Origin of the sequence: Gordonia sp. X0973, from assembly GCF_013348785.1 — a bacterium.
Classification (GTDB): domain Bacteria; phylum Actinomycetota; class Actinomycetes; order Mycobacteriales; family Mycobacteriaceae; genus Gordonia.
This window is the reverse complement of sequence record NZ_CP054691.1, coordinates 170583-183796: the sequence shown is the minus strand read 5'-3', so window position 1 is coordinate 183796 and position 13214 is coordinate 170583. Positions and strand designations below refer to the sequence as shown.

Here is a 13214-nt window from a genome sequence, read left to right as displayed (position 1 = left end):
CTTAGAAGAATTGGGATCAGGCGTACTGGGCGCGCAGGGCTTGCTTGTCGACCTTGCCGACGGCGGTGGCCGGCAACGACGGCACCAGCCGCACCTCGTCGGGGAGTTTGAACGGGGCCATCCCGCGGGTCGAGAGGAAACCCCGCACCTCGGCCAGCTCCAGCGGCCGCCCCGGCGGGTGCTCGTGCGACGCGACGACCAGCGCACAGATCCGCTCGCCGAGACTGTCGTCGGGAAGCCCGATGACCGCGGCCTGCCGGATCGACGGGTGGGCGGCGAGGTTCTCCTCGACGTCGTCGGCGGCCACGTTCTCACCGGCGCGCACGATGGTGTCCTTGATCCGGCCGGTGACCGCGAGGTGTCCCGACGGCAGGCGCCGCACACGGTCGCCGGAGCGGTAGAAGCCGTCAGGGGTGAACGACCGCGCGGCGTTCCCGTCCGCGCGGTAATACCCGCGGATCGTGTACGGGCCGCGCACCAACAGCTCGCCGTCGGTGCCGTCGGGGACGTCAGTGCCGTTCTCGTCGACGACGCGCACCTCGTCGAACTCCGACATCGGCATCCCCTGCACCCGGTGGACGAGATCGCGGTCGTCGACGAGCCGGGTGTAACAGATGAGGCCCTCGGCCATCCCGAAGACCTGCTGGGTGATCGGGCCGAGCGCGGCGTCGAGCGCCGCGGCATCGGCCTGGGCGAGCTTGGCACCGCCGACCTGCAGCAGCCGCAGCGACGAGACGTCGGCCGGCTCCCACTCGGTGGCCGCGCACCACACCTGCGCGAGTGCGGGAACGAGCGCGGTGACGGTGACCCGGTGCGCCTGGATCAGATCGAAGGCCGCGTCCGGGCTCGGGTTGTCGGTGAGGACCACGTGCCCGCCGACCGACCACACCCCGAGCAGTCCCGGGCAGCACAGCGCGAAGTTGTGCGCCGCGGGCAGCGCGGCGAGATAGGTGTCGTTGCGCGTGAGCGCGGTGACCGCGGCCGACTGCCGCGCGTTGTACATGTAGTCGTTGTGGGTTCGGGCGATCAGCTTCGGCAGCCCGGTGGTGCCGCCGGAGACCAACAGCAGAGCGGGGAGTTCCGGGTCGGCGGGAGCAGGCAGGGTCGACTCGATGGAAGCGGCATCTTGCGGATCGGCATCCGGGAGCTTGTCGTGCTCCCCCGGGTCGCCGTCGATGAAGACATGTGCGACGCCGGGCACGCGTCGTCGCAGTTCCGTGGCGAGCTCGCGGTAGTCGAAGCCGCGGCGACCGTCCTCGGTGAGATAGGCGACCGCACCGGCCGCAGCGGCCAGGTGGGCGATCTCGGCGATGCGATGCGCCGGCAACGCCATCACCGGCACCAGACCCGCGCGCAGCAGACCGAGCAGGGTGATCGCGAACTGCGCGGAGTTGTTCAGCTGCAACACCGCGCGCTGCCCGGGCCGCAGACCGGCGGCGATGAGACCGGCGGCGCGGGAGCGCACGGCGGCGTCGAGTTCGGCGTAGGTCAGCGTGCGCGGGCCGTCGACGGAGGCATCGGTGACCGCGGGCGCCGTCGGGGCAGCAGCCGCCGCCTGTTCGACGAACTGCCACAGGGCCCGGTTGGCGAAGACGCCGGCCTGGCGATAGCGCTGCGCCGCCGCCGAGGGATGCGGAGCGAAACCGTCGCGCAGGTCCGCGGTCAGGTCGTCGATCGTCGTGTCGGTCGTCATTCTTGAGTAACCCCCACCAACTCGGCCGCGCTGTGGCGGCGGATTTTCCCGGACGGGGTCTTCGGCAGTTCACCGCGCCCGATCAGGGTCACGGCCGAGACGGAGACCCCGACCGCCTCGAAGACCGCGCGCGCTACCTCGTCGTGAATGCGCCGGGCCTGCTCGTCGTCGTCGGCGAATTCCGACTCGGCGACGACAGCGATGCCCTCGCGGCCGTCCAGGCGCCGGTACGAGACCGCGGCGGCGTTGCCCGCGCGGATGCCCTCGACGGAGGTGGCCGCCCGCTCGATCACCGTCGGCGAGAGGTTGCGGCCGGACACGATGATCACGTCCTTCTTCCGGCCGGTCACGACGATCTCGCCCGATTCGGTGACGTAGCCGAGGTCGCCGGTGTCGAGCCAGCCGTCGGCATCCACGGCGTCGACGAATCCGCCCGGCTTCAAGTAGCGGCGGGTCACCGCGGGACCGCGCACGAGCAGGGTGCCGATCCGGTCCGCGGGCAGGCGTGCGCCCTCGTCGTCGACGACGACGAGTTCGATCCCCACCACCGGGCGTCCGAGACGGACGTGGGTGCGGCTGCGCGTCTCGATGTCCGAGGGGTCGACGCGGCGGGCGGTCGCGGTGGATTCGGCGTCACCCGAGTCGATGGTGTCGACGGTGAAGCGGCGCTCCTTGTCGTCGAAGGAGACGGCCAGGGTCGTTTCCGCCATCCCGTAGCACGGCATCATCGCCTCGGGGCGGAGGCCGAACCGGGCGCCCTCGGCGAGGAAGAGTTCGGCCGAGGCCTCGTCGATGGGCTCGGCGCCGTTGATGGCCACGCGCAGCGAGGAGAGGTCGTAGGTGCCCTCGGGGGCGCGGCGCAGACGTTTGGCGAGTACCGCGTAGGCGAAGTTCGGGGCGGCGGTGCAAGTGCCGCCGAAGCGCGTGATGAGTTCGGCCCACGACTGCGGCTTGCGCAGGAAGGCCAGCGGCGTGGTGACGACCGCGACGGCGTCGGCGAGCATCGGCATCACCATCAGCCCGATCATGCCCATGTCGTGGTAGAGCGGCAGCCAACTGACGGCAACGTCGGTGGCGGCGGGTTGGACGCCGGCGAGCATGGCCTCCTGGTTGGCCTGCACGTTGCCGAAGGTGATGGCGACGGCCTTGGGCGTCCCGGTGCTGCCGGAGGTGAGCTGCAGGATGGCCAGGTCGTCGTCGTCGAGGGGGACCGGCTGCACCGGGTCGTGGCCGGCGAGGCCCGTGATCGGCAGCACCGTGGTGCCCAGATCGAGTCCGGCGAGGGGTTCGGCGAAGGGCTCCCCCACGACGACCGCGCGGGCGCCGAGCATCGCGATGACCTCTTTGGTCTCCTCCAGCCACGTCGGCAGCTCGGTGCGCGGGGTCGGTTGGTGCAGCATGGTGAAGCTCGCCCCGCGCATCCAGATGGCCTGGACCAGGTCGGCCACATCCCCCGGGTCGCCGGCCAGGATCGCGACGGAATCCCCCGGACCGACACCGGCGGCGGCCAGACCGGCAGCCACTTCCGCGGCGGCCGCGCGGACCTGCGCCCAGGTGCGGAACCGCAGATCGGAGGGATCGTCGCCGCTGTGCAGGCCGGTGATCTCCGACGCCGGGCTGGTGAGCCACGTATGGACCGAGGTACTCATGCGGTTGGCCTCCAAGTAAGAAACGCGCGATGCTTTTTGATAGTTATCCACCGGATTGCCGTAACGAAGGCTATCCTGGATTGATTTAGGTTAGGTATACCTTGCACCTTGCCTGAACGTCTACTACGGTTGCGGTGACTCTCGCCACGGTCGGCCTTCTGCGCGGACCGTGATAGCGCCATTTCCCGAGCCCCCAGGAGGACCCATGTCCGACCATGTCGAAACCACGCTGAAGGAGATCCTCGTCGAGGATCTCGACCTCTCCTTGGACGACGTTTCCGGCGACTCGCGCCTCGTCGAAGACCTGGGTCTGGATTCGGTCGCCCTGGCGATCGGGGTCGTCGCGATCGAGGAGCGGCTGGGTGTGAAGCTCACCGAGCGCGAGATGTTGGAGGCCAAGTCGGTCGACGACCTCGAGCAGTTGGTCCGTTCGCGCATGGCGACGGTGTGACCCGATGAGCGCCTCCCCCGTCGAGACCGACGCGCCCGTCCACGCGGCCATCGAGCTGGGTCCCCAGGATTGCACCTACCTGCACTTGGACACCCCGCGCGCGCCGATGCACTGGGCCATGCTCCTGGAACTCGGCGGCCAGACGTCGATTGACGTCGAGTCGGTGCGCGAGCGGGTCGCGGCGCGGGCCAAGCGCTATCGACTGTTCCGCACCGGGATCGTCGGCGGTCGCTGGCGGCGCCCGCGCGTGATCGAGGTCGACGAGGTCGACGTTCTCACACAGGTCGCGTCGGCGAGCTATGCCGACGACGCCGACCTGCACCGCCAGGTCGGCGAGTTGATGGGAGCACATCTCGAACGCGGCCGACCGTTCTGGCACATCACACTTCTGAGTCCCGCGACACTCGGCGGACGGCAATTCCTCCTGCTGCGGGTCCACCACAGCCTTTCCGACGGCATCGCCGGTGCCGCGTTCTCGGCCTTGCTCGCCGACGAGGAGGGGGACTCGCTCGACGAGTTCGACCGCTTCGCGACGAGTCCGCGCTTTCACATCAGCGGGATCGACCGCGACGAGCTGGCGACCGCGAAGGCGGCGTTCGAGGAGTCTTGGGAGACCGGCCAGGAAGGGCGCCACTGGCCCAAGCTCTCCGGCTCGGGTGCTCGCGAGGCGGGCTGGCACAGCGTCTCGACCCGCGACCTGCGCCGCGCGGCCAAACGCTCCGGCGCATCGGTCCACGAATACCTTCTCGCCGCCATCGGCACGACGATCAGCTCGGCACCGCCGGTGGTCGACGGCGGGGCGGTCTCTTCGTCGTCGATCCGCGTCACCCTCCCGGTCACCCTGGACAAGGAGTTCCGGCACACCGGCAACGCCGTCTCGGTCTCCTTGCTCAACCTCGCCGGCGACCGTGCTTCCGTCGAGGAGCAGCTACCCGGGATCCAGGACCAACTCAAGCGGATCGAACGCGACCGCCCCGAGCTGTATCTCGCTGCCGCCGACGACGCGCCGCGCGCCCCGTGGCCGATCTTCCGCGTGCTCTCCGGTGCCTCGATGAAGAAGATGTCCCCCGACATCCACATCGGCGTCAATCCCGGCTTCACCCGGGTGCGCACCGTGCTCGGAGCGCCGATCAACGACCTGACGGCGCTCTCCCCGTTGGTCGGATACTCCTTCTCGGTGACGATCCTGATCCTCGGAACACGGACCAGCTTCGGCATCGTGTACGACGGGCAGGCGCTGCCGGATTACGGCGAGAAGTTCCGCGCCGCGTTCGACGCGGTGCTCACCCAGGCTGCCGTCGCGGACGCCTGAGAAGGTTCCGGCTGCCTCGCCGCTAGCGCTGGACCGCCTTGGCGACGCTGATGCACTTGGTGATCCAGTCGCGCTCGCCGGCGTCGAGCGGGCGGTTCATCCGCTTGGCGTCCTGCAGGCTCCAGTGTGCGTTGACGACCATCCGCACGATCACCCAGTCGCGGGCGCGATCCTCGTCGAATCCGGCCGCTTCGACGGCGGTGGCGAAGCGACGGCGGATCGATTCGCGCAGGTAGCCGTCCATCTCCTCCCAGCGGTTCCAGAGCAGCGGCGCGATCTCGTAGTGCGGGTCGCCCGACATCGGCTGCGGGTCGATGACGAGCCAGGGTTCGCGCTGCGCGGCCAACACGTTTTCGTAGTGCAGGTCGCCGTGGATGATCCGGCCGTCGCAGTCGGGGTCGGCCACGAACTCGCGGCCGCGCGCCACTGCACGGTCGAGCAGGCGCGGCGGGACGGGCAGGTCGTCGGCGTCGGCGGCCATCTCGTCGAGCCAGGTTCGCAGGAAGCCGCTCAGCGGGCGGAACCGCGGACCCGCGCGGCGATGCAGGCGCGGGTAGAAGCCGGCGACGACCTCGCACGCCGCCAGATCCCACTCGCCGGTGAGGTCGACGGTGCTCAGGCGCTCGAGCAGCATCGCCCGCCGGCCCGGGTCGGCGCGGTACATGCGGACCGCGCCGTCGCCCGCCCACTCCTGCAGCGCGAGATGTTCTTGGGCGGTGTCGGGAGCAGAGTCGAAGCCGATCTTGAGTACCGCGTCCAGCCCGTCGGACCGGACCGGGATGACGATCGACGCGAAGCCGTGCATGGGATCGCCAGCCATGACGAGGTCCCAGTCGGCGAGCAGATCGTCGCACCGCTTGGGCAGCCCGTCGAGCCAGCGCGCCCAGTCGGGGCCGAGTCGGCGTTGTGCCCGCAGACCCTCGGGGATCACCAGTCGTCGACCTCGCCGGGGTGTCGAACACACGGCGACAACGAGCGGATATCAACCCGCGATGTCGCGCTGCCCTCCGTCCCGTAGGTGACGATCACGGAGAAGCTTTGCGTATCCCTCGCGGTCAAGTCCCGCGGATCATCCGGTCGCGGCGGCGGGGCGACGGTGAACCCGTAGCGCGCCAAGTCGTCGAGTCCCGCCCCGATCCGGGTGAGATATTCCGGCGAGGGATCGCGCTTCCACTGCAATTCCTCGTACTTCCACGGCGGACCCATCGGCATCATGCTCTTGGGGTTGGTCGCGCAACCGTAGCGGTGCACGAGGGAGTCCGGCCACGGTGTCACCACCCAATCATGGTCCACGACATGCAGATTCTCGTTGATCGTGCGCCACACTTCGCCTCGCGACATATCAAGAGCCGGGACATCTTCAGCGTTCGTCACACAGCCGCCGAGGGATGCGGCCAGCGCACTGACAGTAACGACGATCGCCGTCACACCACGTCGTGACCGCCTGCGCAGCCTTCTAAGCGTCATTGGAATCGCCGATATCTCATCGGGGCCAATCGTCGACCTCACCGGGGTGCCGCACGCAGGGAGACAAGGACCGAACATCAACCCTCGACGTCGTGCTGCCCTCCGTCTCATAGGTGACAACGACGGTAAACCCTCGCGCGTCCTTCGCGGTCAGATCCCGCGGGTCATCGGGTCGCGGCGGCGGAGCGACGGTGAAGCCGTAGCGCGCCAGGTCATCGAGACCGGCCCGAACCATAGCGATGTGCTCCGCCGAGGGGTCGTCCACCCACCGAGTCACCTCGTACTTCCACGGTGGACCCATCGACATCAAATTGTCCGGGTTAGTCGCACAGCCGTAACGGAGTACGCGACTCTCCGGCCACGGCGTTACCACCCAATCAGGGTCCACGACATGCAGATTCTCGTTGATCGTGCGCCACACCTCGGCTCGCGACATATCCAGTGCCGGAACATCTTTGGCATCCACGGTGCAACCTCCCAAGAGTGTCGCGAGCACACTGGCGAAAGCCGTCGACGCGATAACTCGTCTAACCGTTCGCCCAGTAGTAGTTCGCATGTCAGTCATCACGCCACCGGCCGCCCCGGCGGCGGCTCTCCCAATGGCCCTGGAGCCAAGATTGTTGTGTCGTCGTCATCATGGAAAATGCTAAATGGATCGTTGAAGAAGTCGACGATGCCCTGGTTGTAGGCGAAGGCATAGTCAGGGGCGCGTTTCACGTACGGAGTCGGTTCGTCGCCCTTGATCACTTTGACCATGTTTTCGAAGGCATCGGAACCGGGGTCGTCCCAGTAATGTCCGTGTGATTCCCTACCAGCGACGAGCGAGCCGTTGGAGTAGTAGCCGCTGTCGATCCGAGTGACTCCCGGCGCCGTGTCCGGGTCGCCACCGTGCTGCATGGGAGCATCCTGCGAGAGATGGATGGGATCACCGGGAGGAGTCAGGGAGTACCGCTTGACGTCGTGATTGGGGTTAGTCCACGGTTGGTCGTCGATGACTCCGGTCCCCGCCGACGACGCGTAGATGACCCGATCGGCATTCAGCCCCAACTGTTCGGCAGTTCCCACGACAGAGCCCCCATAGGAGTGGCCGATGTACGTGGTCTTCGCATCCGGTGCCACGCCGTCCAGAGTGCGGTCCAGTTCCTTCCCGAAACTCACCAGCCCCGGCGCCATCTGCTTGGCGGGTGTCGTGTCGAATGCGTCGGAGTCACCGAACGTCGGCCACATGTCTTGCGGAAGGTCACCGTTCATATAGAGGATGACAGGCGCCCCCGACTTCTTGGCCAGGTTCCAGGCCGCATCGTGGTTGGTCTGACTCCCGTTCATATTCGAGTTCGTTCCGGGCACATACACCGCGGCATTCCTGGTATCCCGACCGATCGCGCCAACTAGCTCGATCATGTGCCCGTTTCCGTTGTTCTTGAACGCGAGAAAAGTCCGTTCAATTTGGCCGTCATACCCACCGTTCGACACGTGGAGTGGATCAGGGATCGGATCTAGCATCCCCTGCAATGCCGTGATTCGAGCCTGGTCCCGCGGCTGCTTCTGCCTCTCGTCCTGCAGCGCGTTGCGGATATTCGTCTCGTTCGCGTCGATCCGCGTCTGGAACGGGACTCCGTCCATATTGCCAATCTTGTCCGGATCGGCCTGCGAGAGGCGGCGCAGTTGCTCAGGGGTCAGTTTCCCCAACAGATCCGCGCGTTCGTCGGGCGTCATCCGTTCCAGACGACCGACCAGCGCGTCGGGATCTATCGATCCGATCCCCGGAATCTGCATATCCGGTTGGCCCTTGACCATCGATCCGAGGTCGGCAACCAACCCGTTCAGCTTCGACCCGTACCTCTCGTCCAGATCATCAACCGTGTTGAGTCCGGCTGTGATCACCGCCTGCCGGGTCTGCGCCTCGTCTTGCTTGTCCTCGTCCGGGTGGGAAACAGTTCCGTCGGGCCCGACGGTGAACCCTTCGGCCATCGCGTCGTCGACGGCTCGAAGCACATGTGACTTGGCATATCCCAGATCGGTGGCGGCGTCGTCGACCTCGTCTTCGATCTGATTGAGCACGTTGCGCACCTCCTGCGCGTGGTCGTACTCCTGGGTCATCCGTTCGTTGGCTGCGTCCCGCACCAGCCCGTACCACGAATCGGCCTTGTCGATCGCTCGATACGCCGCATCAATCGACCCGTCGAGCTTCGGCGTATTGCCACCCAGCGCCGCTCGCGCGCTCTCCAACGAACCGATGTCCCATCCTCGGAGTTGGTCGATAGTGGGTCGCACTACCGCTCCGCGACGCTTCGGATGTCGGCCGCGACCCTCGCGTCGGTCTCGACGACCCGCGAGTTGAACGCCTCGAGTTTCGTTCCCAAGGTCTTGAGGCGCTCACCGATCGAATCCGTCGCTTTCTTCGCCGGCCCCTGCACGGCGCGCACGGCTGCGAAGGTAGTGCTGCCCTCACCCTTGGCCGCGCCAAGCGCAGAGAAGTCGAGGCCGTTGACAGCGTCGCCTTCGTTCTTCCATTTGTTGGCAATGTCAGACACCTGGCTCGGCAGGATTCCAAACTGGGCCGACTTCTGAACCGGCTGGCCGGGCGGGGCCGGCACCACACCGGGCTCTGCGGGCATCGGCGCACGCGGCGGCGTCGTAGGCGGTGTTTTCGGTGCCATCAAGATCTCCCCAGACTTGGGCTCAGCGAATTGCCGCGACTTTACCAAAAAGGCGATTTGTCCGAAGTCAGTCGACGGTTGGAGCCTCCTCCCGGAAGGTTATTCGGCTCACGCAGCGTCGATTGTCGGCGCGAGATCACCACGGCTATGCCGGACAGACGAGGGACGCGACGGTACCGTCGAAATGGAGCCCGGCTCACGGGCTTCCGGACGAGCCCGCCGTACCCGGAGCGCGACAAGACGGTGGATGAGGAGTCCACATGTCCTGGATCATGCTGATCGTCTCGGGTCTGATGGAGGCCGTCTGGGCGACAGCACTCGGCCGGTCGGACGGGTTGTCGAAGGCCACCCCGTCGATCGTGTTCGGCGTCGCGCTGCTCGTCAGCATGGCCGGACTCGCGTACGCCATGCGCGACATCCCGACCGGGACGGCCTACGCGGTATGGGTCGGCATCGGCGCAGCGGTGACGGTTATGTACGCGATGGCTTCTGGAGCGGAGGCCGCCAACCTCATGCGCATCGTCTGCCTGATCGCCATCGTGGGCGGCGTGGTCGGGCTGAAACTCGCGGCCTGATCCTCGCCGCAAGCTAGGTCTACTGCGGAAGCGGAGGGATTTGAACCCCCGGTGGTTTTACCCACGCTCGCTTTCAAGGCGAGTGCATTCGGCCGCTCTGCCACGCTTCCCTGAGCGACAAGGCTAGCCGACCGCCAGCACCGTCGGCGACGGGATTCCGCTCCACCGTTCTGATCCCTCAATCGGACCGATCGAGCGGGACCGAAACGAGGGCGCGGGACTTTGCCGTCGACCTATGCGAGCATCGGAGACATGCGTGCCATTGCCTGTCACGACGGCGAGTTCACCGTCGAAGACGTCCCGACGCCTGCGATCGCGAACAACGAGGTACTCATCCGGGTGGCCGCTGCCGGGGTGAACCGCGCCGACCTGCTGCAACGACGCGGCCTGTATCCACCGCCGCCGGGGGCGAGCGCCATCATCGGCCTGGAGGTCTCGGGGACGATCACACAGGTGGGCGCGCACATCACCGAGTTCCGCGTCGGCGACCAGGTCTGTGCGCTCCTCGCCGGCGGCGGCTACGCCGAGTTCGTCGCGGTGCCGGCCGCGCAGGTCATCCCGCTGCCCACCGGCATCTCGCTGCATGACGCGGCGGCGATCCCGGAGGTCGCGTGCACCGTCGTCTCCAACCTCATCCTCACCGCGCATCTGCAGCGCGACGAGTTGCTACTCATCCACGGCGGCAGCAGCGGGATCGGGACACACGCGATCCAACTCGCCAAGCACCTCGGAGCACGCGTCGCCGTCACCGCGCGCACCCGGGACAAACTGGACTTCTGCCGCGAACTCGGCGCCGACATCCTGATCAACTATGCCGACGAGGATTTCGTCGAGGTGATCAAGGAGGCCGGCGGTGCCGACGTCATCCTCGACATCATCGGGGCGAAGTACCTGGAGCGCAACGTCGAGGCGCTGAACACCGGGGGCCGCCTGGTGATCATCGGCATGCAGGGCGGGGTCAAGGGCGAGCTGAACATCGCGCAGCTGATGGGCAAACGGGCCAGCGTCATCGGCACCACGCTGCGCGCCCGCCCCACCTACGGACCGGGCGGCAAGGCGGAAGTCGTCGCGAAGACACTCGAACTCACCCTGCCCCTGCTGTCCAACGGGACGATCAAACCGATCATCGACTCGAGCTTCCCCCTCGCCGACGCGGCCGCCGCCCACGACCGCCTCGACAGCGGCGACGCCATCGGGAAGGTCTTGCTCACCGTCGACGAGTAGCCGACGACGACGGTTGGCCGACCTGATCCAACGGCTGCGCAAACGTGAAGGCCGCACCACTCTGCTCGTCGATGAAGGCGACGGCCTGCGCCAGTCGCGCCTCCGGCTCACCCGATACCTCGATCCACGGGACCGGTTGTGCCGCCAAGACCTCCCGAAAGCGCCGGGCCATGCCGTGCCGGATGTGCTCGCCGTCGCGCAGCCCGTCGTCGACGAACGGGATCTCGTCACCGGTGAGGACGTAACAGAGCGGGCGGTGACTGGCCGCCGCGGCCACGACCGTCGGCGACGCCGACCCGACGTACCGCTCGTGCCAGACCGAGGTGGCGAGTACATCGGTGTCGCAGATCAACAGCGGCGTGGGGGAGGTCCGCGCCGCCGCACGCTCGTTGCGCTGCTGCCTGTCGACGATGAGATCGAACTCGTCGCTGCGCCACGGGGTACCGAGCCCGCCGGCGCGCGTCACCGAGTATTCCCGCCCGTATTCCGGCACCCACGACGTCCCGTAGTGCTGAGCCAACGCCTGGGCCAGCGTCGTCGTGCCGGTCGACTCCGCGCCGACCACGACGGCACGCCGCACCATGTCCCCGCGCACCGACGGCGACAGCATCGGCCACCACCGGAACAGGTCCTCGCGCACCTGGGTTCCCGACACCGGGTTGTCGATTCGCCCGGGGTCCACCTGGACCCAGGTCGCGTCCAGGCGTCGGGCGAGTTCGGCACCGTAGTCGTCGCTGGTGAACACCGCGTCGACGTCGTCTCGACACGTGCCGAAATCCCGCAGCAGCCCGGTGATGATCGCGGTGTGCGCATCCCAGGCGGCCGTCGACCCGTAGTCGACGGGCGTGTCGTCGACGGTGGCGATCACGTCGACCGTCGGATGGGTTTGCCGTAGCCACGCGGCCCGCTCCTCGACCGGGATCGTCTCGACCGACGACGCGATGACTTCGACGGTGACACGGCGGCAGTCGCGGACGGCCGTACGGATCAGGTGGTCGTGCCCGCAGTGCGGCGGATAGAACTTACCGATGATCAGGCCGTGCCCGAACCGGGCGGTCACGCGGCCGCTCCGACGGCTGCGGTCTGCGCCCGGTGCCTGCGCCAGCCGAGCAATCCCTGCACGCACAACCCGATGAACAGCAGGTACAGCGCGGCGGTGATCGGCAACCCGATCACGCCGTACATCACCACGTAGGCGACATCGACGGCGATCCAGACGTACCAGCATTCGAGCCACCGACGATTCAGCATGTACTGGGCGACGAGGCTGACCGCCGTCGTCGCCGCATCGGCGAGTGGGACCTTCGAATCGGTGAAGTCCCGCAGCACCCACCAGAGCGCGGCCGTGCCGACCACGCCGGCGCCGACGAGGATCGGGACCATCGGCCGCGGAACGTGCTGGACGAACTCGGAATCGTCGCGCTGGGCCCGCCAGTTCAGCCAACCGTGCACGCCGAGCACGAGATAGACCACCTGCAGACCCGCGTTCGCGTAGACGCCGTTGTGGATGAACAGCGCGAGGAAAACGAGATTGTTGGCGATTCCCAACGGGAAGTTCGCGATGTTCCGCCGGGCCGCGAGTACGACGCAGCCGGCGCCGGTGGCAAACCCGACCACCTCGGCCCAGTGGGCCGCCATCCACGTCCCCACCGACAGCTACGCGAGTTTGCGGAAGATCTCGCCGAGGCGGCGGAACTCCTCCTCGTCGAGGACGCTCAGAACGTGTTCGCGCAGCGCGGCGTCGCGGCAGCGCACCAACCCGTCGAGGTAGTCGCTCCCCTCCGCGGTCGGGCGCACCCACCGATGCCGGGCATCGTCCTCGTCGATCTCGGTGACCCGCTCGACCATCCCCTGCTCGATGAGTCGGCTGATCTGACGGGAGACGGTACTCATCTGGATGTGGGTCGCCGCGGCGATGTCGGAGATGCGCATCTGCGATTCCCGGCCGAGCGCTTCCATCACCCGCAGATCCGGTGTCGAGGTGAACCCCGCGTCGGCGAGGTAGTGGTTCACGGTGGCGAAGAGCTTCCAGCCGCCGTCGACGACGGCATCCCAAGTCGTCCGCTGCTCATCGGTCAGAGGGGTCCCCTCTGCGTCGGGTCCGTCTCCGTGGTCGTGTTCGCGTACCGCAGTCATCCGCCCATTCCATCTCGTTTGCAGTTCGCAATAATACAAGCGTCGGC

The 13214-nt window shown here is 67.4% G+C and carries 14 protein-coding genes, 1 tRNA gene and 1 riboswitch; of the genes, 4 read left to right on the top strand and 11 right to left on the bottom strand.

The features are described 5' to 3' along the window. Positions 1 to 16: 16 nt before the first annotated feature. Positions 17 to 1693 (bottom strand): (2,3-dihydroxybenzoyl)adenylate synthase, encoded by a 1677-nt coding sequence (locus tag HUN08_RS00830; RefSeq protein ID WP_124245991.1) that lies wholly within the window; start codon positions 1691 to 1693, stop codon positions 17 to 19. Then, entirely contained in the window at positions 1690 to 3342 is a 1653-nt protein-coding gene (locus HUN08_RS00825) for a long-chain-fatty-acid--CoA ligase (protein ID WP_124245992.1), read from the bottom strand. Before HUN08_RS00825 ends, HUN08_RS00830 begins: the two co-directional genes overlap by 4 nt. A gap of 205 nt (positions 3343 to 3547) precedes the next feature. Here HUN08_RS00825 and HUN08_RS00820 point away from each other — a divergent pair, with 205 nt between their 5' ends. Then, a complete protein-coding gene (locus HUN08_RS00820) occupies positions 3548 to 3793 on the top strand; it encodes an acyl carrier protein (RefSeq protein WP_124245993.1) in 246 nt (81 codons plus the stop codon). 4 nt (positions 3794 to 3797) lie between these two features. Continuing rightward, a complete protein-coding gene (locus tag HUN08_RS00815) occupies positions 3798 to 5105 on the top strand; it encodes a wax ester/triacylglycerol synthase domain-containing protein (RefSeq protein ID WP_124245994.1) in 1308 nt (435 codons plus the stop codon). Positions 5106 to 5127: 22 nt separating this feature from the next. On the opposite strand, the gene HUN08_RS00810 is transcribed toward HUN08_RS00815, so the two are convergent. From HUN08_RS00810 to HUN08_RS00790, 5 genes are all read right to left on the bottom strand, one after another. Continuing rightward, positions 5128 to 6036, bottom strand: a complete 909-nt coding sequence (locus tag HUN08_RS00810; protein WP_367649928.1) for an aminoglycoside phosphotransferase family protein — start codon at positions 6034 to 6036, stop codon at positions 5128 to 5130. Further along, entirely contained in the window at positions 6033 to 6533 is a 501-nt protein-coding gene (locus HUN08_RS00805) for a hypothetical protein (protein ID WP_124245995.1), read from the bottom strand. The genes HUN08_RS00810 and HUN08_RS00805 overlap by 4 nt, the downstream gene beginning before the upstream one ends. A 55-nt stretch (positions 6534 to 6588) precedes the next feature. Beyond that, complete coding sequence (locus tag HUN08_RS00800; protein ID WP_124245996.1) at positions 6589 to 7038, bottom strand: hypothetical protein; 450 nt, start codon at positions 7036 to 7038, stop codon at positions 6589 to 6591. A 98-nt stretch (positions 7039 to 7136) separates the two neighbouring features. Beyond that, positions 7137 to 8801, bottom strand: coding sequence for an alpha/beta hydrolase (locus HUN08_RS00795; protein WP_301546823.1), 1665 nt, complete (start codon positions 8799 to 8801; stop codon positions 7137 to 7139). Positions 8802 to 8845: 44 nt separating this feature from the next. Further along, positions 8846 to 9232 (bottom strand): hypothetical protein, encoded by a 387-nt coding sequence (locus HUN08_RS00790; RefSeq protein WP_124245998.1) that lies wholly within the window; start codon positions 9230 to 9232, stop codon positions 8846 to 8848. Positions 9233 to 9416: 184 nt separating this feature from the next. After that, positions 9417 to 9482, top strand: a riboswitch (guanidine-III (ykkC-III) riboswitch). 10 nt (positions 9483 to 9492) lie between these two features. Between HUN08_RS00790 and HUN08_RS00785 the strand changes: the two genes are divergently transcribed. Further along, on the top strand, positions 9493 to 9807 hold the full coding sequence (locus tag HUN08_RS00785) for a multidrug efflux SMR transporter (protein WP_124245999.1): 315 nt from the start codon (positions 9493 to 9495) through the stop codon (positions 9805 to 9807). A gap of 25 nt (positions 9808 to 9832) precedes the next feature. On the opposite strand, the gene HUN08_RS00780 is transcribed toward HUN08_RS00785, so the two are convergent. Then, a tRNA-Ser gene (locus HUN08_RS00780) sits at positions 9833 to 9917 on the bottom strand. A gap of 142 nt (positions 9918 to 10059) precedes the next feature. Between HUN08_RS00780 and HUN08_RS00775 the strand changes: the two genes are divergently transcribed. Then, positions 10060 to 11031, top strand: coding sequence for an NAD(P)H-quinone oxidoreductase (locus HUN08_RS00775; RefSeq protein ID WP_124246000.1), 972 nt, complete (start codon positions 10060 to 10062; stop codon positions 11029 to 11031). Here HUN08_RS00775 and HUN08_RS00770 read toward each other — a convergent pair. From HUN08_RS00770 to HUN08_RS00760, 3 genes are read right to left on the bottom strand one after another with little or no spacing between them, the layout of a single operon-like run. Beyond that, entirely contained in the window at positions 11015 to 12091 is a 1077-nt protein-coding gene (locus HUN08_RS00770) for an AAA family ATPase (protein WP_124246001.1), read from the bottom strand. The two genes, HUN08_RS00775 and HUN08_RS00770, sit on opposite strands and share 17 nt — an antisense overlap. Next, a complete protein-coding gene (gene pnuC / locus HUN08_RS00765) occupies positions 12088 to 12669 on the bottom strand; it encodes a nicotinamide riboside transporter PnuC (protein WP_301546822.1) in 582 nt (193 codons plus the stop codon). Before pnuC ends, HUN08_RS00770 begins: the two co-directional genes overlap by 4 nt. Positions 12670 to 12687: 18 nt before the next feature. Further along, positions 12688 to 13167 (bottom strand): MarR family winged helix-turn-helix transcriptional regulator, encoded by a 480-nt coding sequence (locus HUN08_RS00760; protein ID WP_124246003.1) that lies wholly within the window; start codon positions 13165 to 13167, stop codon positions 12688 to 12690. Between the last annotated feature and the right edge of the window lie 47 nt (positions 13168 to 13214).